Raw genomic sequence first — 22,726 nt, 5'->3', positions numbered from 1 at the left:
CTGCCTGCTCTCTGCAAGGATCACCCCATGAACCCCATGAACCTCATGCGCCACGCGCTCATCACCGCGGCCGTTTCGCTCAGCCTGCCAGGCTCGCTGGTCCACGCCGAAGATCTGCCCGCCCCGATCAAGGCGCTGGAAGCCAAGGGCGCGACCATCAAGGGCAGTTTCGACGCGCCGGGCGGGCTGAAGGGTTACGCCGCCGAGTATCAGAATCAAGGCATGGCCCTGTACCTGACCCCTGACGGCAAGCACGTGCTGGCGGGCAATCTGTTTAATGACAAGGGCGAAGACCTGAGCACCGCGCCCCTGCAAAAGCTGGTCTATGGGCCGATGGCGGAGGCAATGTGGACCCGCATGGAAAACAGCACCTGGATCGCCGACGGCGCCAAAACCGCGCCCAAAATCATCTACCTGTTCAGCGACGCCAACTGCCCGTACTGCAACCTGTTCTGGGAGCAGGCGCGGCCCTGGGTCAAATCGGGAAAAGTACAGTTGCGCCACATCATGGTCGGCGTGATCCGCGAAGACAGCGCTGCTAAAGCCGCGAGCCTGCTGACCGAGGCGAACCCGGAAGTGGCCCTGCAGAACCACGAGCAGGCCGGCAAAGGCAGCACGCTCAAGGCCATGCAGAACATCCCCAAAGACATCCAGGCAAAACTCGACGCCAACATGAAACTGATGGAAGACATGGGCCTTTCCGCCACGCCGTCGATTTTCTACAAAGACGAGGCCGGACGCCTTCAGCAGCAACAAGGCGCGCCCCGGCCTGAAGCGCTGGCGAAAATGATGGGCCCGAAATAGCCGGGGTTCTGCTGGTGTAGCCGGCCGGTGGCGGACCCAGCGCTCTGACCAATGGCGACACGGGGTACAACGCGGGTACTGCGCCGCGGTGCCATCCGTGTAAAAATGTCGACCACCATTTCAAGAGCCAATCGGGAGGCTCGCTCCATGCGTTACGCCGAAGATCACAAAGCCCAGACCCACCAGCGCATCCTTCAGGAAGCCGCCGCGCGCTTTCGCCGTGACGGCATCGGCGCCACCGGTTTGCAGCCGTTGATGAAAGCATTGGGCCTGACCCACGGTGGTTTTTATGCCCACTTCAAATCCAAGGACGACCTGGTCGAGAAATCCCTGCGCTGTGCCGTCGACCAGATGCTCGCCTCAGTCGCAGAGAAACTGGCCGAAGACAATTCGACCCAGGCGTTCATCGACCTGTACCTGTCGACCGCCCATCGCGATCTCCCGGAAAAGGGCTGCCCATTGCCGACCATGGCCTCCGAGCTGGGCCAGCGCGGGCAACAGAGCGAGATTACCGACGAGTTGATCAACCGCATGCTCGCCACCCTCGAAGCGGGAATGCCGGCCGATGGACAAAGCAGCGACAAGAGCGTGATGCTCATGTCCGGGCTGGTCGGGGCGATGGTGCTGGCACGCAGCGCAAAGGATCCGGCGCTGGCCGAGCGAATCCTGGAAACCACCCGCGATCAGCTCAAGCAGCTGATCTGAGGCTGACGCTCACTTCCCTGCCCTGTCCGCAGCAGGGAAGCGTCACGCTTGTTGCACTGATGACTCTCAGGGATGCCAGCGACGGAACAGCACGCTGGCGTTCACGCCCCCGAAGCCGAAACCGTTCGACAGCGCGTACTCGATGTTCATCGGGCGCGCCTTGCCGTGGACGATGTCGATGCCCGCTGCGGCCTCGTCGGGATTCTCCAGGTTGAGGGTCATCGGCGCGATCTGATCGCGGATCGCCAATGCCGTGAAGATCGCCTCGATGCCGCCCGCTGCGCCGAGCAAATGCCCGGTGGCGGATTTGGTCGACGTCACCGCAACGCCATTCTGGTCACCAAACACCGTTTTGATCGCGGCCATTTCGCCCCTGTCGCCCACCGGGGTAGACGTGGCGTGGGCGTTAACGTGCTGCACGTCGGCTGGCTGGATGCCGGCCTGACGGATCGCTGCCTGCATCGCCCGGCGCGCGCCACTGCCATCTTCCGGTCCGGCCGTCAGGTGATAGGCGTCCGCGCTGGTGCCGTAACCGACCAGTTCGACGATGGGCGTTGCACCGCGGGCGAGCGCGTGTTCCAGGGTTTCGATGACGATGATCCCTGCGCCCTCGCCCATGACGAAGCCGTCTCGGTCACGGTCAAAGGGCCGTGACGCGCGCTCAGGCGTGTCGTTGAAACCATGGGAGAGCGCACGGGCCGCTGCAAAACCACCCAGGGCGACGCGATCGATACAGGCTTCGGCGCCACCGCAGATGGCAACGTCCGCTTCACCGTTGCGGATCAGCCGCGCGGCATCGCCGATTGCCTGAACGCCCGCCGCACATGCCGTCACCGGCGCCCCCAGCGGACCTTTGAAACCGTGCTGGATCGACACATGCCCGGCCGCCAGATTGACCAGAAACGAAGGAATGGTGAACGGCGACAAACGCCGCGGCCCACGGGTGTCCGTGATGCGCACAGCTTCGGCAATGGCGCCGAAACCACCGACGCCGGCGCCGATGATGGTCGCAGTGCGCTCGCGCTCCTCTTCGGTGGACGGCGCCCAGCCTGCCTGCTTGACCGCCTGTTGCGCAGCGCCCAACGCAAACAGGATGAAGCGGTCCATCTTCTTCTGCTCCTTGGGCGGCGCGGCGGCGTCAGCATCGAACCCGGCTTCCGGGTCTTGCTCCAGGGTCGGCACCGGTCCGCCGACTTTGCCTGCCAGATCAGTCACCGTCTGCTCAGGCAACTGCACAATGCCGGAGCGGCCTTCAAGCAATCGCTTCCATACCGCTTCGACGCCGGTGCCCAATGGCGTCACCAGCCCCATACCCGTCACTACGATGCGACGCTCACTCATGGGTTCACCTTTTCCTCATTCTTGGCAGTCGCCGGCACCGTTGAGCGCCAGCCGTTCAGTAAGATTGCGCGAACAGATATTACGCCCGTCATCTGACAATTAATATGTCAGTCGACATTTTTCTGTTCGGCGCCTTCCGGGTCATCAGAGATTTATCGCAGGCACAAAAAAGGCCGATCAGGGATCGGCCTTACGCTCGTAGGGTTTCAGTCAATCGACAGCTTGTCGCGGTTTTTGTCCAGCAGCGCCTTGCCGATGCCCTTTACTTCGATCAACTCGTCCACGGCCGTGAAACCGCCGTGTTCTTCACGGTAAGCGACGATGGCGTTGGCCTTCGCGGCGCCAATGCCGGACAGCTCTTTCTGAAGGGTTTCCGCATTCGCGCTGTTGAGATTGACCTTGGCGCCCTGCACACCCGCCGGTGCGGAGATGGCAGGTTTGGTGGCGTCCGCCGGGGTGGCGGCAGACGTTGCGGCAGTCACGGCAAGGGACGTACTCGCCAGCAGTGCGAAGATCAGGGAAGACAGATAAGAAGTACGCATGAGTCATGCTCCATGGGCATCGTAAGTGGAAGCAGCATTCCTGAGCTGCTTCCCAAACCTAGCCGATGGCGGCAGTGCGTCAACGCAGGGATCGGTGACCGGATGTGTACCCGCGCGCAGGCCCCGTGGGTATGGGCTTCGCGCCCGTTTGAGCGCTCATTTCACTGCGTAAGAAAAGGTTTCCGGGACACATGGCTCAGGGTTCCCGGCGACGCTGCTGATGAATCCAGTCGACGATATCGCCCTCGGGCGCATAGCCGCTGACGGTGTCCCCGAGGATCTGCCGAACGCGGGTGTAATCGTCGTCGTCCAGCGCCTTGAGCAGCTGCGAGAGGCTTTGCTTGAAGACATCCCACGCGAGGAAGTCTTCCTGTGCGCTCATGATCATCGGGTGGCGAGTGGCCGCCACGTTGTTGCCGATCAGTAGCTCCTCGTAAAGCTTCTCGCCGGGCCGCAACCCGGTGAACTCGATGGCGATGTCGCCCTGGGGGTTGTGTTCCGAGCGGATGCTCAGGCCCGACAGATGCACCATTTTCTCGGCCAGTTCGATAATGCGCACCGGCTCGCCCATGTCGAGGACGAACACATCACCGCCCTGCCCCATGGAACCGGCCTGAATCACCAGCTGCGCGGCTTCCGGTATGGTCATGAAGTAGCGAGTGATTTTCGGGTGCGTGACCGTCAGCGGCCCACCGGATTTGATCTGCTGATGAAACAGCGGAATCACCGAGCCGGAAGACCCCAGCACGTTACCGAATCGCACCATGATGAACCGTGTCTTGTTGACCTGATGCACATTGGAGCGGTCGCCAAACATTACCGGCGCGGTTTCCCGGCTCAGTGCCTGCAACGTCAGCTCGGCCAGGCGCTTGGTGCTGCCCATCACATTGGTCGGGCGCACGGCCTTGTCGGTGGAGATCAGCACGAAATTGGCCACGCCTGCCTGCAGCGCGGCCTGGGCCGCATTCAGCGTACCGACCACGTTGTTGAGCACGCCCTCGGCGATATTGTGTTCGACCATCGGCACATGCTTGTAGGCCGCCGCGTGGTAGACGGTATTGACCTGCCAGGTCTTCATCACGTCCAGTAATTTGGCGTGATTGCGGATCGATCCCAGGATCGGCAGCAACTTGACCTTGAGCGACTCGCGAGCCACGCGCCGCTCCAGTTCGGTGAGGATCGTGTACAGGTTAAATTCGCTGTGGTCGAGCAGTAGCAGCGTGGTCGGCTTCAGCAGCAGGATCTGCCGGCACAGCTCCGAGCCGATCGAGCCCCCTGCCCCGGTCACCAGCACGCACTGATTCTTGATGCAGTGTTCGAGCAGCTCTTCCTGGGCAGGTACGGCATCGCGGCCGAGCAGGTCGGCAATGTCGACTTCCTGAAGATCGTCGACCTTCACTCGGCCCGCGGCCAGATCAGAGAAGTTCGGCACGCTGCGCACATGCAGCGGGAAGCCTTCGAGGAAGCCAAGGATTTCCCGGCGGCGCGCACGGGCCGACGACGGAATCGCCAGCAGGATTTCCTGGGCACCGGTGACGTCGATCATCTGCTGAATGTGCTTGGGCTTGTAGACCTGCAGCCCGGAAATCACCCGGTTGGAGATCGAGTCGTCGTCATCGATGAACGCCACCGGGCGCATCGAGCGGCCCATGCGCAATGCCGCAACCAGTTGATTACCCGCCGCTCCGGCACCGTAAATGGCGACTTTGGGCAGACCATCGTCCCGGGTCGCAAAAGGAACATGGCGAACGGCGGAAAACCAGTCGCCAAGGAAGTACTGACGCATCGCCAGGCGCAGGCCACCGATCATGACCAGGCTCAGCCACCAGTAATTGAACATCACCGATCGCGGCACAACGTGCTGGTGATTGCTATAGAGATAGACCACGACCCCGAGGATCAGGGCCGAGAGGCTCACGGCCTTGATGATCGCGATCAGGGCGTCGTTGCCGAAATAACGCATGACCGCCCGGTACATGCCGAAACGAATGAACAACGGGATCGCTACCACGGGCGCGCTTGCGAACAGCCAGGTATGGATTTCGAGGGGATTGATCAGTTCATCGATGCCCAGACGAACGACGAACGCCATCCACAACGCGAACCAGATCAGACAGACGTCTGCGGCGACCTGCATGATCCGCTTGTGCCGGCGAGGCAGCGCCAGCAGCGTAGTGCGAATTTTCTCCATTGTCCCCTCAAGCACGCGTTCAAACTCCTTTCAGTCGACCCCTGCACCGGCCATTGATTCCTGTCCCGCACGGGAATCGGATCAACAGCGTCAGCGCCAATGTCCACGCTCAGCTTTTTTCAAGCGCCCCTGCCTTGAAGATGACTGCCAGGGCGAGCAATGGAGCGTAAGCAATGATCACGCCGAGTGCGCCGTCCAGACCGAAACGGGTGACACACACAGCGACCGGCAACAGCCAGCCCAGATTGATTACACCGACTGCGGACGTCACCGGAAGATGCTTGCCAAAACGTCGCGAGGCGAACTGATAAGCATGACTTCTGTGAGCCTCATAGACCTTGTCGCCCCGAACGAGCCGACGGATGAGGGTTACTGTAGCGTCTACGATGAAAACCCCGAGGAGAATAAGCCATACCCACAAGAACTGCGAGGAAATCCATGCGCTCTGCAGTGACAGACAACCGAGCATGATGCCGAGAAATCCGCTGCCCGCGTCGCCCATGAAGATCTTCGCCGGGGGGAAATTCCAGAACAGAAAGCCCGCCACTGCGCACGCCAGCAGGACCGGCAGCCACACCAGAGAGGCAACACCGCTAAGGGCGTAGATGATCGCCGCGCCGACGCAGACACAGATCGCTTCTACGCTGGCAATGCCGTCGATGCCGTCCATGAAGTTGTACAGGTTGAGCAGCCATACCAGATAGAACGCCGCCAGCACGTTAACGATCAGCCCCGGGGCGAGCGTCATGCCGAACACGTTGATTGCCGGAAGCCCACCCAGCCAGAACAATGCCCACGCCGCAGCGAAGAAATGCCCCAACAAGCGCCATCGCGCCGCAATGTGGCCGTGATCGTCGAGAAATCCCAGCGCCGCGACCAATGCGCCCGCGCCGAACAGGGCGAGGAATGGATCACGCCCGATCAGCCCTGCAAACAGCATCCAGACCAGCGCCACCAGGTAGCTGATGACAATCGCCACACCGCCGCCCCGTGGCGTCGGAATCGTATGGGAGCTTCTGCCGTTGGGAATATCGAGCAAGCTCTTGTGCAGCGCATACCGTCGCAAGACATGCGTCAGCGCAAATGAAAACAACACAACAGCAACCGCGACCCACCAATTATTCATGCTCGATCCGTAACCAGAAAATGCTCGACGGTCTTCTTCAGGCCGTCCTCTACCGACACCGGGGGCTGCCACTGCAACCGTTCGCGGTTTTTGCTGATGTCCACCCGCAGCGATCCCAACACCCGCTCGGCCGCCGATTTGCGGCCCAACAGGGTAGCGCCGAGCATGATAAGGGATTCGGGGACGGGAATAAGCCAACCGGATGCTGCCATCTGCCCCTTGAGGCGGCTGGCCAGTTCGGTCGTCGACAGGTCCCGGCCATCACTGACCAGAAATATCTGGTTCGCGGCCGCAGGGTGATCGATACAGACCCGGATCAAGTCGATCAGGTTGTCCAGCGAGACCAGACTGCGTGCATTGTTCACTGCACCCAGTGGCAGCGGCACGCCTTTGCGCAACGTGCGCATCAGTTTCAGGAAGTTGGCTTTGACGCCGGGCCCGTAAACCAGGACCGGGCGGATGATCACCACTTCCATCGCAGACGTCTTGGCCTGCGCAAGAAGGCCCTGTTCCGCCTCGTGTTTTGAGAGGGCGTAGGGATCGCTGGGATTGGGTGCGTCGTCCGCACGAAAGCATTCGCCCCGTGCGGTGGACTCGCCGTTGACCTTGATCGTGCTGATGAAGATGAAGCGCCGGACACCCGCTGCGGCGGCCTGCTCAGCCAGGTTCAGCGTGCCGAGGGTGTTGACCTCTCGATACAGCGAAAGCGGGTCGGCCGCGGTGTCGTGCATGACATGCACCCGCGCCGCGGCGTGAACGACCGTATCGACGTCGCGCAGGACTGTGTGCCACGGGGTGTCGGCATTCAGCCCGGCAACGGGGGCCGTCGTGACGGTTGGAGAAGCGTCGGGCGTCGCCCGTCTGCTGACCGCGAGAATGTGCGCGTCAGGCAGGTGTGCAAGGTGGTCAACCAGCGCTGTTCCCAAAAATCCCGAACTGCCTGTTACCAGGATTTTTCTGGTCATATCCGATCCGTGCACATAAGAATTCGCCGTCAATCATGACGGCCGCTGCGAGGCAGCGGCGCCATTGTAGACGATTGGCTCACGGCCCTGCCATTCAGTCAGCAGAACCGCGCGCCAGGTGCATCACTTACCGTTGATCAGCGCTTCGATCTCTTTGACCTTTGCTTCTACAAGGGCTGGGTCACGACGGCTCTCGACGTTCAGACGCAGCAGAGGCTCGGTGTTCGAACCGCGCAGGTTGAAGCGCCACTCAGCGAACTCAAGGCTGATGCCGTCGGTTCTGTCGATGTTCGAGCAAGACGGCGTGTAGTGTTCCAGAATCTTGGCGATGATGGATTTGACGTCTTCGACCTTGTAGTTGATTTCGCCGCTGCACGGGTACGCTGCCATACGCTCATCAACCAGCTGCGAGAACTTCTTGCCGGACACGGACATCAGCGCGGCGACCAGCAGCCACGGAATCATGCCGCTGTCGCAGTAGGCAAAATCGCGGAAGTAGTGGTGAGCACTCATTTCGCCGCCATACACGGCGTCTTCCAGGCGCATGCGCTCCTTGATGAACGCGTGGCCGGTCTTGCACAGCACCGGCGTACCGCCCGCCTGCTCGACCTGATCGATGGTGTTCCAGGTCAGCCGCGGGTCGTGAATGATTTTCGAGCCCGGGTGTTGCTTGAGCAGCATTTCGGCCAGCAGGCCCACCAGGTAGTAGCCCTCGACGAAACGGCCCTGCTCGTCAAAGAAGAAGCAGCGGTCGAAATCGCCGTCCCAGGCCAGGCCCAGGTCGCACCCATGCTTGAGCAGCGCGTCGCGGGTGATGCTTCGGTTTTCTGGCAGCAGCGGGTTCGGCACGCCGTTGGGGAAGTTGCCATCCGGTTCAGCGTTGATAATCACCCATTCGAACGGCAGCTGGGAGCGAATCGCCTCCAGTGCAGGTCCGACAGCGCCATTGCCCGGGTCGGCTAGAATCTTCAGTGGACGAAGATCGGCGTCTTTGACGTAGGTCAGCAGGTGCTGAATGTAGGCAGTCTTGTCCGGCTTGTACTGAACGCTGCCGTGCTGAGCGGCAATTTCACCGAAATCGCCTGCATCCACGCGCTGGCGAATGGCATCAAGGCCGGTGTCACCGCTGATGGGACGGGATGATTTCTGGACGAGCTTCATGCCGTTATAACCCTTTGGGTTATGACTGGCCGTGACCATCACGCCGCCGTCTGCCTCGTAGTGGCTGGTGGCGAAGTAGACTTCCTCGGTGCCGCACAGGCCGATGTCGATGACATCCGCGCCGGCTTCCTGAATACCCTTGATCAACGCTTGAGCCAAGGCCGGGCTTTCAAGACGCATGTCTCGGCCCACTACGATATTTTTGGCACCCAGTTCAACCACCATGGACCGCCCGATGCGGTACGCGATGTCATCGTCCAGGTCATTGGGCACTTGGCCACGGATGTCGTAAGCCTTGAAGCAGCGGGTCTGAAGAGCGGGATAGTCGGAATTCATGTGTAAAAACCTATGCGACGAAAAAACCCGAAGGTTCCTCTGTTCAGTAGAAGCAGATCGAATGACGAACTGCACGCAACCCTCGCGCCTGAAAGCTTGAGGCGTGGGTTAGGCATTGAAAAAGGAGATTAGTTATAGGTGCGCTTGTAATTATCTTCAACGCGGGCGTTGAGGTGTCTGGCGCGCAGGATTCTATCAGGGCAGACGTGACGTCTTGGGTTTCCTGCGCAGACGCGCGACTGAAACCAGCAGCGGGCCAATCAACATACCCACCAGCAGTGCAAAGATTACTGGCACGGCGACAGGCAGCTCGGGCGCATTCCAGCCAAAGAATACCAGTGCGACGGCCCGCTGGTTTTCCAGCACAAACACAACAATCGCCGCTGCGATCAACAGGGCGATGACTAAAAAGATCAGACGCTTCACATTTCCCATGAGAACTCCTCAAAGAGCTATTGGAGCTCATGCTCCTCTTCTTCGTTCACCCGGTCGCGGAGCTCTTTGCCCGGCTTGAAGTGAGGGACGAATTTGCCGTCGAGGCTGACAGACTGACCTGTCTTTGGATTACGGCCTACACGAGGCGCGCGGTAGTGCAGGGAAAAGCTGCCGAAGCCACGTATTTCAATACGGTCGCCCGTCGCAAGGCACTGCGACATCTGCTCAAGCATGGTCTTGATGGCCAGCTCCACATCTTTGGATGAGAGCAGTCCTTGATGGGTGACAATTCGTTCGATCAACTCCGACTTCGTCATATTTTTCCCTTCTTTTTCAAGCAGCTAGGTAAAGCGCTTTGAAGGTTTTAGCATGACCTGAAGCATTTGAACAGAGTGTGTCCAGACATAAATGAGCCGAACCTGAAGATTGTCAACAGGGCATTGGCCGAACGCGCCGCAAAAATACCCGCCCACAAAAAAGGGCGACCGAAGTCGCCCTTTTTCAATGGTCAGACAGAACTCAGTTCTGTTTTTCCATTTGAGCACGCAGCAGGTCACCCAGAGTGGTAGGACCAGTGCTTTCAGCGGTTTCAGGCTTGCTACGCAGGCTCTGAATCGCTTCTTTCTCGTCTTCAACGTCTTTCGACTTGATGGACAAGCTGATCACGCGGCTCTTGCGGTCAACGCTGATGATCTTGGCTTCGATCTCTTCGCCTTCTTTCAGAACGTTACGCGCGTCTTCAACGCGGTCACGGCTGATTTCGGAGGCTTTGAGGGTCGCTTCGATGTCGTCGGCCAGAGTGATGATGGCGCCTTTGGCGTCAACTTCTTTAACGATGCCGCGAACGATAGCGCCTTTGTCATTGACAGTGACGTACTCGGAGAACGGATCGCTTTCCAGCTGCTTGATGCCCAGCGAGATGCGCTCACGCTCTGGATCAACCGACAGGATCACGGTGTCAAGCTCGTCGCCCTTCTTGAAACGACGTACGGCTTCTTCGCCCACTTCGTTCCAGGAGATGTCGGACAGGTGAACCAGGCCGTCGATGCCGCCGTCCAGACCAATGAAGATACCGAAATCGGTGATCGACTTGATGGTGCCGGAGATCTTGTCGCCCTTGTTGAACTGGCCAGAGAAATCTTCCCACGGGTTAGATTTGCACTGCTTGATGCCGAGGGAGATACGACGACGCTCTTCGTCGATGTCCAGAACCATGACTTCCACTTCGTCGCCAACCTGAACGACTTTGGACGGGTGGATGTTCTTGTTGGTCCAGTCCATTTCGGAAACGTGTACCAGGCCTTCCACGCCTTCTTCCAGCTCTGCGAAGCAGCCGTAGTCGGTCAGGTTGGTAACACGCGCGGTAACGCGAGTGCCTTCCGGGTAACGAGCCTTGATAGCAACCCATGGATCTTCACCCAGTTGCTTCAGACCCAGGGAAACACGATTGCGCTCGCGATCGTACTTCAGGACCTTTACATCGATCTCATCGCCAACGTTGACGATTTCCGATGGATGCTTGATACGCTTCCAGGCCATGTCGGTGATGTGCAGCAGGCCATCGACGCCACCCAGATCGACGAATGCGCCGTAATCGGTGAGGTTCTTGACGATACCCTTGACCTGTTGGCCTTCCTGCAGCGATTCCAGCAGAGCTTCGCGCTCGGCGCTGTTTTCGGCTTCCAGGACACTGCGACGGGAAACGACAACGTTGTTGCGCTTCTGGTCCAGCTTGATGACCTTGAATTCCAGCTCTTTGCCTTCCAGGTGCGTGGTGTCGCGCACTGGACGGACGTCAACCAGAGAACCTGGCAGGAACGCACGGATGCCGTTAACGTCGACTGTGAAGCCGCCTTTAACCTTACCGTTGATAACGCCCTTGACCACTTCCTCAGCTGCGAAAGCCGCTTCCAGAACGATCCAGCACTCAGCACGCTTGGCTTTTTCGCGGGACAGCTTCGTTTCGCCAAAGCCGTCTTCGACCGCGTCCAGCGCAACGTGGACTTCATCGCCGATCTTGATGGTCAGCTCGCCAGCATCGTTGTGGAACTGCTCCAGCGGGATGAGGCCTTCGGACTTCAGACCAGCGTGAACGGTGACCCAACCAGCCTGGTAATCGATATCGACGATGATCGCGGTGATGATCGAACCGGCCTGAAGGTTAAGAGTCTTTAGGCTTTCTTCGAAAAGTTCAGCAAAGCTTTCGCTCATTTTAATTCCTGTTGATAAGGGCGAAGAATACGCCCATCTGCCACGCTCCAGACAACGTGGGTTTCGTTCATATGAAAGAAAGCCTGCGGGACTATGACTGGTCTCCCACATGGCTTTCTGGTCATCCGGCGAGATCGCGGAGTGCGACTTCACTCAGGATGCGTTCAAGCACCTGCTCGATGGACAATTCGGTGGAATCCAGCTGAATGGCGTCATGCGCCGGCTTGAGCGGGGCTACCGCTCGCTGGGTGTCGCGCTCGTCGCGGACACGGATCTCATCTAGCAGACTCGGCAGACTAACATCGTCCCCCTTGGCCTTCAACTGCAAATATCGCCGACGGGCACGCTCGTCGACGCTGGCCGTCAGAAAAATCTTCAATGGCGCGCCGGGAAAGACCACCGTGCCCATGTCGCGGCCGTCGGCGATCAGGCCCGGAAACTCCTGAAACGCCCGCTGGCGCTGCAGCAATGCTTCGCGAACAGCCGGCAAAGACGCCACTTGCGACGCGCCACTGCCGACATGCTCGTTGCGGATGGCCGACGTCACGTCCTCCCCTTCCAGGATGATTCGCTGACCGTGGTCGTCGGTCGCTGCCATGAACTGCACGTCCAGATGCGCAGCGAGCAGCTTCAATGCTTCTTCATTGGTCAGGTCGACGCCATGGTTGACGGCCGCGAAGGCCAGCAACCGATACAGCGCGCCGGAATCCAGCAGGGACCAGCCCAGACGTTTGGCCAACTTGCCGGCCACCGTGCCCTTCCCGGAACCGCTGGGTCCGTCGATCGTAATGACCGGAGCTTGAACTTTCACGATTGCCCCTCTTGCGTTACACGAATACCCACCTGAGCACATAGCGTCAGGAAACTGGGAAATGAAGTCGCCACATTGGCGCAGCCCCGGATGTGGATGGGGCTGGCCGCACGCAGCGACGCGATACTGAATGCCATGGCAACGCGGTGATCGCCCTGCGCATTGATTTGACCGCCGCCGACGGTTCCACCATCAATAATGATGCCATCTGCAGTGGATTCAACGTTTATGCCGAGCGTCGCCAGACCATCGGCCATGGCGCGAAGGCGGTCGGATTCCCTGGCGCGCAACGCCCCAGCGCCCTGAATCACCGTCCGCCCTTCGGCGCACGCGGCGGCAATGAAGAGCGCTGGAAACTCGTCGGTCGCCAGCACTACCAGCGCCTGGGGGAGGTCGATACCCCTGAGGCGCGCATGGCGCACGTGCAGGTCAGCCACCGGCTCACCGCCCGCATCGCGTGGGTTGTGCAGCGTGATGTCCGCGCCCATCAGACGAAGAATATGAATGACGCCCGAGCGCGTCGGGTTGATACCCACGCCTTCGAGAATCAGATCGGAGCCCTCGGCGATGGACGCAGCCACCAGGAAGAACGCTGCCAAGGAGATATCGGCGGGGACTTCGATGCGTGCAGCCTTGAGAACAGGCCCTGACTGCAGCGCCACTGTCCCGTCATGAACAGCCACCGAATGACCGAAGCCTTGCAGCATGCGCTCGGTGTGGTCCCGGGTCGGCGCTGACTCATGCACCATCGTTGTGCCATTTGCGTAGAGACCGGCGAGCAACAGCGCGGATTTCACCTGAGCGCTGGGCAACGGCATGTCGTAGCGGATGGCCTGAAGACTCTGCCCGCCGCGAAGGCACAGCGGCGGCCGACCGTCTTCTGCAGTTTCGATCACGGCGCCCATCTGGCCCAAGGGCTCGACGACACTGGTCATCGAGCGCCGCGACAGCGAGGCATCGCCGGTCAGCACGCTGTCGAATCGCTGCGCGGCCAACAGGCCACAGAGCAGGCGCATCGATGTGCCCGAGCTACCCAGGTAAAGCGGCCCCGGCGCCGGCTGAAGCCCGTCGAGGCCAACGCCATGAATGGTCAGGCGACCGTGGTGCGGCCCTTCGATGACCACGCCCATGTCGCGGAACGCTTGCAACGTCGCCAGCGCGTCCTCACTTTCGAGAAAACCCTCGACGATGCTGGTGCCTTGCGCCAGGGACCCGAGCATGATCGCCCGATGGGAAATCGACTTGTCACCCGGCACGCGAACCTGCCCCCGGACACTGCCGCCCGGCTGGGCAATAAAGCTGAGGTCGGCGCCTGAGGATTTTTCAACGTACGCACGACGAGCGAGGATCTTGCCGAAATGCTCCCGGGCGACCCGGGCCCGGGTGAATACGCCGAGCAATTGGTGACCATCGCCTGCATCCACGGCGTCGCGCAGTGCATCCAGGTCGCTACGGAAGGTGTCGAGCGTACGCAGCACTGCCTCGCGGTTCGCCAGGAAGATGTCATGCCACATCACCGGATCACTGCCGGCGATGCGCGTGAAGTCGCGGAAGCCGCCCGCCGCATAACGGAAGATGTCGAGGTTTTCGTTGCGCTTGGCCAGGGAATCCACCAGACCGAACGCCAGGAGGTGCGGCAGATGACTGGTCGCCGCCAGCACTTCATCGTGGCGCTCGACCTGCATGTGCTCGACGTCCGCACCCAAAACCGCCCAGAGACGGTCGACCAGTGCCAGCGCCGAGGGATCGGTTTCGGCCAGCGGCGTGAGGATGACTTTGTGCCGCTTGAACAGCTCGGCGTTGGAGGCTTCCACCCCGCTCTGCTCGGAGCCGGCAATCGGGTGGCCGGGCACGAAGCGCGCCGGCATCACGCCGAACGCTTCGCGCGCGGCACGGACCACATTGCCTTTGGCGCTGCCGACGTCGGTCAGCACAGCATCACCCAGGTCCAGTGTCGCCAGGACGCCGAGGAGCTTTTCCATGGCCAGGATCGGCACAGCCAACTGAATGACGTCAGCCCCCACGCAGGCGGCAGCGAGATTGTCTTCACAGCGATCGACCACGCCCAGTTCCACGGCCAGTGTGCGCGATTGCGGGTCGAGATCGACGCCCACAACTTCGCGGCACAGGCCACTTTCCTTCAAGCCTTTGGCGAACGAGCCTCCGATCAATCCGAGGCCGACCACCACCAGGCGGCCGATCATAGGCGCAGCGGGTTGCAGCGACGTGACATCAACCACGCGCCAGAACCTTGCTCAACGCCTCGAGAAAACGGCTGTTCTCGGCCGGCAAACCAATGCTCACCCGCAGGTGATCGGGCATGCCGTAACCGCCGATCGGGCGAACGATCACGCCTTCGCGCAACAAGCCGTCGTAGACCGAAGCGGCTTCGCGGCCCAGGTCAACGGCGATGAAGTTGGCTTTGGAGGGAATCCAGCTCAGGCCCATCCGACCCAACCCTTCTTCCAGCTGCTGCATGCCGGCCTCATTGAGCCGACGGCTCTGCGCGACATAGTCAACGTCGTCCAGCGCGGCGCAGGCAGCGGCCAGCGCGAGGCTATTGACGTTGAACGGCTGACGCACGCGGTTCAGTACGTCGGCCACGACCGGCGATGACAACGCATAACCGACGCGCAGCGACGCCAGGCCATAGGCCTTGGAGAAGGTCCGCGACACCAGCAGATTCGGGTAAGCACTCAGAAACTCAAGCCCGTCGGGCAAGTCGACACCTTCGGCGTATTCGATGTAGGCCTCGTCCAGCACAACCAGCACGTCCCTGGGCACCTGCTCGAGAAAATCCGCCAGGGCGTTCGGCCCGAACCAGGTCCCGGTTGGATTGTTCGGGTTGGCGATAAAGACGACCCGGGTGTTGCTGTCGATGGCGGCGAGCATGGCCGGCAGATCGTGCCCCCACTCCTTCGCCTTGGCGACGTGAGCGTTGGCGCCTACGGCCTGGGTGACGATCGGATAGATCGCGAACGCGTGCTCGCTGAACACCGCATTGAGCCCCGGCGCCAGATAGGCACGGGCGACGATTTCCAGAATGTCGTTGGAGCCGTTGCCCAGCGTCACTTGCTCGGGCTGCACGCCGCAGGCCCGCGACAGCCGTTGCTTGAGCTTAAAGCCGTTGCCGTCGGGGTAGCGGGTCAATTCCGCAAGTGCGTCTTTGATCGCCTGCAACGCCTTGGGGCTGGCGCCCATGGGGTTTTCATTGCTCGCCAGCTTGATGATGCGCGCCGGATCGATATCCAGTTCACGCGCCAGTTCGTCCACCGGTTTGCCGGGAACGTAAGGCGATAGTTTTTGCACGCCGGGCTGTGCCAGCGTGAGGAAGTCGCCGCTCATGTACCGCTTTACCTCTTCAGTGAAACCCGTAGGGCTACAAGTCCGGACGCAGGATCAAAGCACTGCTTTCGGATAGGAACCCAGCACCTTGAGCGCCACGGCTTCCTGGCTGATCTGCTCGAGAACGGCCTTGATCAGCGGGTCGCGGTGGTGGCCGACGAAATCGATGAAGAACACGTAGGTCCATTTACCGCTTCGCGAGGGGCGCGTCTCGATGCGCGTGAGGTCGATGCCGTTTTCGTGGAAAGGCACCAGCAGCTCATGCAGCGCGCCCGGCTTGTTGCTCATCGATACGATGATCGACGTCTTGTCATCGCCGGTCGGCGGTACTTCCTGATTGCCGATCATGAGGAAGCGCGTGGAGTTGTCCGGACGGTCTTCGATCTTCTCGGCAATCCGCGTCAGGCCATAAAGGCCCGCCGCCATGTCACCGGCGATCGCCGCCGAGTTCCACTCGCCCTTGACCCGCTTGGCCGCTTCGGCGTTGCTGGCAACGGCGACGCGCTCGACGTTCGGGTAGTGCGCGTCCAGCCACTTGCGGCATTGCGCCAGGGACTGGGCGTGGGAATAGATACGGCTGATGCTGTCGGTCTTGGTGTTCTCACCCACCAGCAGATGATGGTGAATGCGCAGCTCGACTTCACCGCAGATGACCATGTCATGCTCAAGGAAGCTGTCCAGGGTGTGGTTGACCGCACCTTCGGTGGAGTTTTCCACCGGGACCACGCCGAAGTTCACCGCACCGGCGGCCACTTCACGGAACACTTCGTCGATCGCCGCCATGGGCTTGCTGATCACCGCATGGCCGAAATGCTTCAGCGCGGCAGCCTGGGTAAACGTGCCCTCAGGACCGAGATAAGCGACTTTCAGCGGTTGCTCCAGCGCCAGGCACGAGGACATGATTTCGCGGAACAGCCGCGCCATCTCTTCATTGCTCAACGGGCCACGGTTACGCTCCATGACACGCCTGAGTACGGCGGCTTCACGCTCGGGGCGATAAAACACCGGAACCTCGCCTGCCGGCAGGTCGGCCATTTTCACCCGCGCCACTTCCTGGGCGCAGCGGGCGCGCTCGCTGATGAGTTCCAGGACCTTTTCGTCCAGGCTGTCTATGCGGACCCGCAGTGCCTTGAGCTCTTGTTCAGACATTAGCCGTGTTCCTTCTCGAACTCTGCCATGTACGCGGTCAGGGCGTTGACCGCACTGAGGTCGATGGCATTGTAGATGGAGGCGCGCATGCCGCCGACAGAGCGGTGGCCCTTGAGGTTGAGCAGGTTGCGCGCTTCGGCACCCGCGAGGAACGGCTTGTCCAGGCGATCATCGGCCAGACGGAACGGCACATTCATCCACGAGCGGTCGGACGGGTTGATCGGGTTGCTGTACAGGCCGCTGGCGTCGATGAAGTCGTACAGCGTGCGCTGCTTGAGTTCATTGCGCGTGGCCATGGCTTCGACGCCGCCCTGCTCTTTCAGCCATTCGAAGACCAGACCGGACAGGTACCAGGCCAGCGTTGGCGGCGTGTTGTACATCGAGCCGTTGTCGGCCGCGACCTTGTAGTTGAGCATCGTCGGGCACAGGGAGCGCGCCCGACCCAGCAGGTCTTCGCGGATGATCGCCACGACAATGCCGCTCGGGCCGATGTTCTTCTGGGCGCCCGCGAAGATCATGCCGAAACGCGAGACGTCGAGAGGGCGCGAGAGAATGTCCGAAGACATGTCGGCGACCAGCGGCACGTCGCCGGTTTCCGGAATCCAGTTGAATTGCAGACCGCCAATGGTCTCGTTGGGCACGTAGTGAACGTAAGACGCGTCTTTCGACAGCTTCCACTCGTTCTGACCGGGAATGGCAAAGTAGTCGGCGGGTTTTGCGCTGGCGGCGACATTGATGTTGCCGTAGCGCGATGCTTCTTCAATGGCTTTCTGCGACCAGATGCCGGTGTCGATGTAGTCGGCCGTGCCGTTTTCCGGCAGCAGGTTCAACGGAACCTGAGCGAATTGCTGACTGCCGCCACCTTGAAGAAACAACACTTTGTAATGTGAGGGGACGGACAGCAGATCGCGAAAGTCCTGCTCCGCCTTGGTGGCGATGGAGACGAACTCGTCGCTGCGATGGCTCATTTCCATGACGGACAGGCCTTTGCCATGCCAGTCCAGGAGTTCGGCCTGGGCGCGCAGCAGAACAGCTTCAGGGAGCGCGGCAGGACCTGCGCAGAAGTTAAAGGCTCGCTTGCTCATATCCACTCTCGTCGTGTCACTGAAATAATTTGGAACGGGTGAAATGCGGGGAAGTGCGGAACAGGGACTGCATTGTGTCAGGGGGACCGCATCGCGACCGTCGTTACCTCCGATTGCTCCTACAGCGGTTATGCACTCGGTCACCGAGATCGATTGTAGGAGCAATCGGAGTTTACGACGGTCGCGAAAGCGGCCTGCCTGACAAGATCTATCCCTTCATGCCAAGGAAGGGGCCGGCTCACCAGCCCCCTTTTCAGCCTTACTCCTGCGGCTCTTCTTCGTCAGCCGCGGAATCCGCTTGCACATCGTCAGCGGACTCGTCGGTGTCGACGGCGCCAATCACGTCGCCGTCCCCTGCTTCACCTTCGAGAGTTTCGCCTTCGAACGCTTCGCCTTCCAGCTCTTCGCCCTCGACTTCGGATGGCTCCTGAACGCGCTCCAGACCGACCAGTTTCTCGTCCTTGGCCAGTTTGATCAGGGTCACGCCCTGAGTGTTACGGCCCAGACTCGATACTTCGCCGACACGGGTACGCACCAGCGTGCCCTGGTCGGAAATCAGCATGATTTCCTCGCCTTCCTGCACCTGAACCGCACCGACCAGACGGCCGTTACGCTCGTTGCTGACCATGGCGATGACGCCCTGACCGCCACGTTTGTACTCAGGGAACTCGGTGATCGCGGTGCGCTTGCCGTAGCCACGCTCGGAAGCGGTGAGGATCTGACTGCCCTGCTCCGGGATCAGCATGGAAATCAGCTTCTGCCCTTCCGGCAGACGCATGCCGCGCACACCGCGAGCCGTACGGCCCATGGCGCGTACTTCGGATTCCTTGAAGCGGGTGACCTTGCCGCCGTCGGAGAACAGCATGATTTCCTGTTCGCCATCGGTGACGGCTGCAGAAATCAGGATGTCGCCTTCGTCGAGCTCCAGCGCAATCAGGCCGACGCTGCGTTGACGACTGAACGCCACCAGCGGGGTCTTCTTGACGGTACCGTTGGCGGTCGACATGAAGATGAACGGGGCCTTCTTCTTGTCGGCGGCCTTGATGCGTGCCTTGCGCTCTTCTTCGGTCTCGTTGCTGTTTTCGAGGTCTTCGGCGTCGGCTTCCACGCCTTCGGCTTCTTCTTCGTCAGCGCGCTTGCGCATGGCTTCGAGATCGACCGGCAGCATGGTGGTGATGTATTCGCCTTCGCTCAGCGGCAACAGGTTGACCAGCGGACGACCACGGGCAGCGCGGGACGCTTCCGGGATCTCGTAGGTCTTGAGCCAGTACACCTTGCCCTTGCTGGAGAACATGAGCAGCGTGGTGTGGCTGTTGGCGACCAGCAGGTGAGCGATGTAGTCCTCATCCTTGACACCGGTGGCCGATTTGCCTTTACCGCCGCGACGCTGGGCCTGATAGACGGCAAGCGGTTGAGTCTTGGCGTAGCCACCGTGGGAGATGGTCACGACGCGCTCTTCTTCCGGGATCATGTCGCCGAGGGTCAGGTCCAGGCGTGCATCGAGGATCTCGGTGCGACGCACATCGCCGTATTCGGCGCGGATCAGCTCGAGCTCTTCGCGGATGACTTCCATCAGGCGCGTGGCGCTGTTGAGGATGCGCAGCAACTCGCCGATCTGAGTCAGGATTTCCTGGTACTCGGTCAGCAGCTTTTCGTGCTCAAGACCGGTCAGGCGGTGCAGGCGCAGCTCAAGGATGGCCTGAGCCTGTTCCGGCGACAGGAAATACTTGCCGTCACGCATGCCGTATTGAGGATCGAGGTTTTCCGGGCGGGACGATTCGGCGCCTGCGCGCTCGACCATCTCCACCACGGCGCTGGATTCCCAAGGCGTGCTGATCAGGCCTTCCTTGGCTTCGGCCGGGGTCGGCGAGGCTTTGATGAGGGCGATGACCGGGTCGATGTTCGACAGGGCAACGGCCTGACCTTCGAGGATGTGACCCCGCTCGCGGGCTTTGCGCAGTTCGAATACGGTGCGACGGGTAACGACTTCGCGACGGTGACGAATGAAGGCTTCCAGCAGGTCCTTGAGGTTCAGGATGCGGGGGCGGCCGTCGATCAGCGCAACGATGTTGATGCCAAAGACGCTTTGCAGCTGGGTCTGGGCGTAGAGATTGTTGAGGATGACCTCGGGCACTTCGCCGCGACGCAGCTCGATGACCACGCGCATGCCGTCCTTGTCGGACTCGTCGCGCAGCTCGGTGATGCCTTCAAGCTTCTTCTCTTTGACCAGCTCGGCGATCTTCTCGATCAGACGCGCCTTGTTCAGCTGATACGGCAGTTCGGTGATGACGATCTGCTGGCGACCACCGACCTTGTCGATGTCTTCGACCATGGAGCGGGCGCGCATGTAAATGCGGCCACGGCCGGTCTTGTAGGCTTCGACGATGCCGGCGCGACCATTGATGATCGCGGCGGTCGGGAAATCGGGGCCGGGGATGTACTGCATCAACTCGTCGACGGTGAGGTCGCCGTTGTCGATGAGCGCCAGACAGCCGTCGATGACTTCACCGAGGTTGTGCGGCGGAATGTTGGTCGCCATGCCCACGGCAATACCGCTTGAGCCGTTGACCAGCAGGTTGGGAATACGGGTCGGCATGACCGCGGGGATCTGTTCGGTGCCGTCGTAGTTCGGCACCCAGTCCACGGTTTCTTTGTGCAGGTCGGCCAGCAGCTCGTGGGCCAGCTTGGTCATGCGCACTTCGGTGTATCGCATGGCGGCGGCGTTGTCGCCATCCACCGAACCGAAGTTGCCCTGGCCGTCTACCAGCAGGTAGCGCAGGGAAAAGGGTTGGGCCATACGAACGATGGTGTCGTAGACCGCGGTGTCGCCATGCGGGTGGTACTTACCGATAACGTCACCGACCACACGGGCGGATTTCTTGTACGGCTTGTTCCAGTCGTTACCCAGTTCGCTCATCGCGAACAGTACCCGCCGGTGCACGGGCTTCAAGCCGTCGCGCGCATCGGGCAGAGCTCGTCCGACGATGACGCTCATCGCGTAGTCGAGGTAGGACTGCTTCAGCTCGTCTTCGATATTGACCGGGAGGATTTCTTTGGCCAGTTCGCCCATGAGAAGCCTGATTCCTTTTTCTGGTGAAACCTCGCTCAGCCATCCGGGATGAACAAGGCTTGCCGCTGCCGACGATTGTCAGGCAACGACTTACGACAAATCAGCGAGTTATGCCATGAATGTGCGCAGTCATAAGGGTCGCCATGCGCCCCTTTGGAAACCGCCGGATGGTACCACAATCGCCGTCAGGCACGAAGTGTTTGCAGGTGCCGCGAACAAGCCATTTCGCCAGCAGACGTCTGAGAAGCGCTCACAGAGCCCGATAGAGCGTTTGGCGACGAACGGCATTATCGACTGCGGGGTGATCAATGCAGGCGTTTGCGGCACATCAACAGGGCCATTTTTGCCGTGTCGGGGCGTTCGACGATGCCCTTCTCGGTGACGATGGCGTCGATGAGGTCGGCGGGCGTTACATCGAACACAGGGTTGAAGGCGTCGACGTCGGCACCCACCCGCTTGCCGCCGACTTCCAGCAATTCGCGGCCATCGCGCTCTTCGATGGGGATGTCGTCGCCACTGGCGAGGTTCATGTCGATGGTCGAGCTCGGCGCCACTACCATGAAGCGCACACCGTGGTGCATCGCCGCCACCGCCAGCTGGTAAGTACCGATTTTGTTGGCGACGTCGCCGTTGGCAGTGATGCGGTCGGCGCCGACGATGACCCAGGTAATGCCTTTGGTCTTCATCAGGTGCGCGGCGGCAGAGTCGGCGTTCAGCGTCACCGGGATGCCTTCGTTGACCAGTTCCCACGCCGTCAGACGGGAGCCCTGCAGCCAGGGCCGGGTTTCGTCGGCGTAGACGCGCTCGATCATGCCTTCCAGGTGCGCCGCGCGGATGACACCAAGGGCGGTACCGAAGCCACCTGTGGCCAGCGCGCCAGTGTTGCAGTGGGTCAGCACGGTCTGCAGATTACCCTGGTGCTTGCGGATCAGCTCGGCACCCAGTTGCGCCATGGTCAGGTTGGCTTCGCGGTCGCTCAAGTGAATCGCCACGGCTTCGGCTTCCATGGCCTTCAGCGGATCTTCGTGCTCCTTCAGGCGATACAGGCGCTCGCGCATGCGGTTCAGCGCCCAGAACAGGTTGACCGCCGTGGGCCGGGAATTGGCCAGCAGGTCGAAATCTTCTTCCAGGGCCATTTGCCAGTCGCCGCCTTCAGCCAGACGATCAATGACCGCCAGGACGATGCCGTAGGCCGCACTGATACCAATGGCCGGGGCGCCGCGAACGACCATCGTGCGAATGGCCTCGGCCACGCCTTCAGCGGTGGTGTAGGGATGCCAGGTTTCTTCGAAGGGCAAGACCCGCTGATCCAGCAGATACAACGTGCCGTCCCGCCAATCGATGGCCTTTACCTTCTCCGCAGCCAGTAATCGATCGCGCATTGCACACCCCACTTGATGAATTTTTGAAAAGCTTGCCGCTACAGCTACGGTGCAAAGAAGCAAATCG

General features: G+C 60.8%; 18 protein-coding genes. 2 read left to right on the top strand and 16 right to left on the bottom strand.

Features of this window, described 5'->3' with window-relative positions; all coding sequences use genetic code 11:
- The first annotated feature begins 36 nt into the window (after positions 1 to 36).
- Together dsbG and EC919_RS21775 are read left to right on the top strand one after the other, a co-directional pair.
- Complete coding sequence (gene dsbG, locus EC919_RS21780; protein WP_133776458.1) at positions 37 to 804, top strand: thiol:disulfide interchange protein DsbG; 768 nt, start codon at positions 37 to 39, stop codon at positions 802 to 804.
- Positions 805 to 951: 147 nt separating this feature from the next.
- Entirely contained in the window at positions 952 to 1,509 is a 558-nt protein-coding gene (locus EC919_RS21775; protein ID WP_133776397.1) for a TetR/AcrR family transcriptional regulator, read from the top strand.
- A 66-nt stretch (positions 1,510 to 1,575) separates the two neighbouring features.
- Here the strand turns inward: EC919_RS21775 and fabF are convergent, their stop codons facing one another.
- From fabF to mtnA, 16 genes are all read right to left on the bottom strand, one after another.
- Entirely contained in the window at positions 1,576 to 2,850 is a 1,275-nt protein-coding gene (gene fabF, locus EC919_RS21770) for a beta-ketoacyl-ACP synthase II (protein ID WP_133776396.1), read from the bottom strand.
- Between the two features lie 206 nt (positions 2,851 to 3,056).
- A complete protein-coding gene (locus EC919_RS21765) occupies positions 3,057 to 3,392 on the bottom strand; it encodes a ComEA family DNA-binding protein (protein ID WP_133776395.1) in 336 nt (111 codons plus the stop codon).
- A gap of 196 nt (positions 3,393 to 3,588) precedes the next feature.
- Complete coding sequence (locus EC919_RS21760; RefSeq protein ID WP_133776394.1) at positions 3,589 to 5,583, bottom strand: polysaccharide biosynthesis protein; 1,995 nt, start codon at positions 5,581 to 5,583, stop codon at positions 3,589 to 3,591.
- Positions 5,584 to 5,692: 109 nt separating this feature from the next.
- Positions 5,693 to 6,709 carry an MraY family glycosyltransferase gene (locus tag EC919_RS21755; RefSeq protein ID WP_133776393.1) on the bottom strand — a complete coding sequence of 339 codons (1,017 nt, stop codon included), beginning with the start codon at positions 6,707 to 6,709 and terminating at the stop codon, positions 5,693 to 5,695.
- Positions 6,706 to 7,674 carry a UDP-glucose 4-epimerase family protein gene (locus tag EC919_RS21750; protein WP_133776392.1) on the bottom strand — a complete coding sequence of 323 codons (969 nt, stop codon included), beginning with the start codon at positions 7,672 to 7,674 and terminating at the stop codon, positions 6,706 to 6,708. Before EC919_RS21750 ends, EC919_RS21755 begins: the two co-directional genes overlap by 4 nt.
- Before the next feature lie 123 nt (positions 7,675 to 7,797).
- Positions 7,798 to 9,171 carry a phosphomannomutase gene (locus EC919_RS21745; RefSeq protein ID WP_133776391.1) on the bottom strand — a complete coding sequence of 458 codons (1,374 nt, stop codon included), beginning with the start codon at positions 9,169 to 9,171 and terminating at the stop codon, positions 7,798 to 7,800.
- Between the two features lie 195 nt (positions 9,172 to 9,366).
- A complete protein-coding gene (locus tag EC919_RS21740; RefSeq protein WP_133776390.1) occupies positions 9,367 to 9,606 on the bottom strand; it encodes a lipopolysaccharide assembly protein LapA domain-containing protein in 240 nt (79 codons plus the stop codon).
- A gap of 17 nt (positions 9,607 to 9,623) precedes the next feature.
- Positions 9,624 to 9,923, bottom strand: a complete 300-nt coding sequence (gene ihfB, locus EC919_RS21735; RefSeq protein WP_037011901.1) for an integration host factor subunit beta — start codon at positions 9,921 to 9,923, stop codon at positions 9,624 to 9,626.
- A 202-nt stretch (positions 9,924 to 10,125) separates the two neighbouring features.
- Positions 10,126 to 11,817, bottom strand: coding sequence for a 30S ribosomal protein S1 (gene rpsA, locus EC919_RS21730; protein WP_065992985.1), 1,692 nt, complete (start codon positions 11,815 to 11,817; stop codon positions 10,126 to 10,128).
- 121 nt (positions 11,818 to 11,938) lie between these two features.
- Positions 11,939 to 12,670: a (d)CMP kinase gene (gene cmk / locus EC919_RS21725; protein ID WP_166650601.1), complete on the bottom strand. Its 732-nt coding sequence runs from the start codon at positions 12,668 to 12,670 to the stop codon at positions 11,939 to 11,941.
- Positions 12,625 to 14,832, bottom strand: a complete 2,208-nt coding sequence (locus tag EC919_RS21720) for a bifunctional prephenate dehydrogenase/3-phosphoshikimate 1-carboxyvinyltransferase (protein WP_243842313.1) — start codon at positions 14,830 to 14,832, stop codon at positions 12,625 to 12,627. Before EC919_RS21720 ends, cmk begins: the two co-directional genes overlap by 46 nt.
- Positions 14,833 to 14,860: 28 nt before the next feature.
- A complete protein-coding gene (gene hisC, locus EC919_RS21715; protein WP_133776388.1) occupies positions 14,861 to 15,973 on the bottom strand; it encodes a histidinol-phosphate transaminase in 1,113 nt (370 codons plus the stop codon).
- Between the two features lie 54 nt (positions 15,974 to 16,027).
- A complete protein-coding gene (pheA, locus tag EC919_RS21710) occupies positions 16,028 to 17,122 on the bottom strand; it encodes a prephenate dehydratase (protein WP_133776387.1) in 1,095 nt (364 codons plus the stop codon).
- Entirely contained in the window at positions 17,122 to 18,207 is a 1,086-nt protein-coding gene (serC, locus tag EC919_RS21705; protein ID WP_133776386.1) for a 3-phosphoserine/phosphohydroxythreonine transaminase, read from the bottom strand. The genes pheA and serC overlap by 1 nt, the downstream gene beginning before the upstream one ends.
- Before the next feature lie 259 nt (positions 18,208 to 18,466).
- Positions 18,467 to 21,277: a DNA gyrase subunit A gene (gene gyrA / locus EC919_RS21700; protein ID WP_133776385.1), complete on the bottom strand. Its 2,811-nt coding sequence runs from the start codon at positions 21,275 to 21,277 to the stop codon at positions 18,467 to 18,469.
- 305 nt (positions 21,278 to 21,582) lie between these two features.
- Positions 21,583 to 22,659: an S-methyl-5-thioribose-1-phosphate isomerase gene (gene mtnA / locus EC919_RS21695; RefSeq protein WP_133776384.1), complete on the bottom strand. Its 1,077-nt coding sequence runs from the start codon at positions 22,657 to 22,659 to the stop codon at positions 21,583 to 21,585.
- Positions 22,660 to 22,726: the final 67 nt, after the last annotated feature.

The sequence above is a fragment of the Pseudomonas graminis genome (assembly GCF_004364335.1).
In the GTDB taxonomy this organism is placed as follows: Bacteria; Pseudomonadota; Gammaproteobacteria; order Pseudomonadales; family Pseudomonadaceae; genus Aquipseudomonas; species Aquipseudomonas graminis_D.
This window is presented reverse-complemented; position numbering and strand designations above follow the sequence as displayed.

What these genes read in the sequence shown, in the direction of transcription:
- gyrA (WP_133776385.1), bottom strand. Translation starts at nt 21,277, where the DNA reads ATGGGCGAACTGGCCAAAGAAATCCTCCCGGTCAATATCGAAGACGAG.
- EC919_RS21720 (WP_243842313.1), bottom strand. Translation starts at nt 14,832, where the DNA reads ATGATCGGCCGCCTGGTGGTGGTCGGCCTCGGATTGATCGGAGGCTCG.
- dsbG (WP_133776458.1), top strand. Translation starts at nt 37, where the DNA reads ATGAACCTCATGCGCCACGCGCTCATCACCGCGGCCGTTTCGCTCAGC.
- mtnA (WP_133776384.1), bottom strand. Translation starts at nt 22,659, where the DNA reads ATGCGCGATCGATTACTGGCTGCGGAGAAGGTAAAGGCCATCGATTGG.
- fabF (WP_133776396.1), bottom strand. Translation starts at nt 2,850, where the DNA reads ATGAGTGAGCGTCGCATCGTAGTGACGGGTATGGGGCTGGTGACGCCA.
- EC919_RS21740 (WP_133776390.1), bottom strand. Translation starts at nt 9,606, where the DNA reads ATGGGAAATGTGAAGCGTCTGATCTTTTTAGTCATCGCCCTGTTGATC.
- serC (WP_133776386.1), bottom strand. Translation starts at nt 18,207, where the DNA reads ATGAGCAAGCGAGCCTTTAACTTCTGCGCAGGTCCTGCCGCGCTCCCT.
- EC919_RS21750 (WP_133776392.1), bottom strand. Translation starts at nt 7,674, where the DNA reads ATGACCAGAAAAATCCTGGTAACAGGCAGTTCGGGATTTTTGGGAACA.
- EC919_RS21765 (WP_133776395.1), bottom strand. Translation starts at nt 3,392, where the DNA reads ATGCGTACTTCTTATCTGTCTTCCCTGATCTTCGCACTGCTGGCGAGT.
- cmk (WP_166650601.1), bottom strand. Translation starts at nt 12,670, where the DNA reads ATGTGCTCAGGTGGGTATTCGTGTAACGCAAGAGGGGCAATCGTGAAA.
- EC919_RS21775 (WP_133776397.1), top strand. Translation starts at nt 952, where the DNA reads ATGCGTTACGCCGAAGATCACAAAGCCCAGACCCACCAGCGCATCCTT.
- pheA (WP_133776387.1), bottom strand. Translation starts at nt 17,122, where the DNA reads ATGTCTGAACAAGAGCTCAAGGCACTGCGGGTCCGCATAGACAGCCTG.
- EC919_RS21760 (WP_133776394.1), bottom strand. Translation starts at nt 5,583, where the DNA reads ATGGAGAAAATTCGCACTACGCTGCTGGCGCTGCCTCGCCGGCACAAG.
- rpsA (WP_065992985.1), bottom strand. Translation starts at nt 11,817, where the DNA reads ATGAGCGAAAGCTTTGCTGAACTTTTCGAAGAAAGCCTAAAGACTCTT.
- EC919_RS21755 (WP_133776393.1), bottom strand. Translation starts at nt 6,709, where the DNA reads ATGAATAATTGGTGGGTCGCGGTTGCTGTTGTGTTGTTTTCATTTGCG.
- ihfB (WP_037011901.1), bottom strand. Translation starts at nt 9,923, where the DNA reads ATGACGAAGTCGGAGTTGATCGAACGAATTGTCACCCATCAAGGACTG.
- EC919_RS21745 (WP_133776391.1), bottom strand. Translation starts at nt 9,171, where the DNA reads ATGAATTCCGACTATCCCGCTCTTCAGACCCGCTGCTTCAAGGCTTAC.
- hisC (WP_133776388.1), bottom strand. Translation starts at nt 15,973, where the DNA reads ATGAGCGGCGACTTCCTCACGCTGGCACAGCCCGGCGTGCAAAAACTA.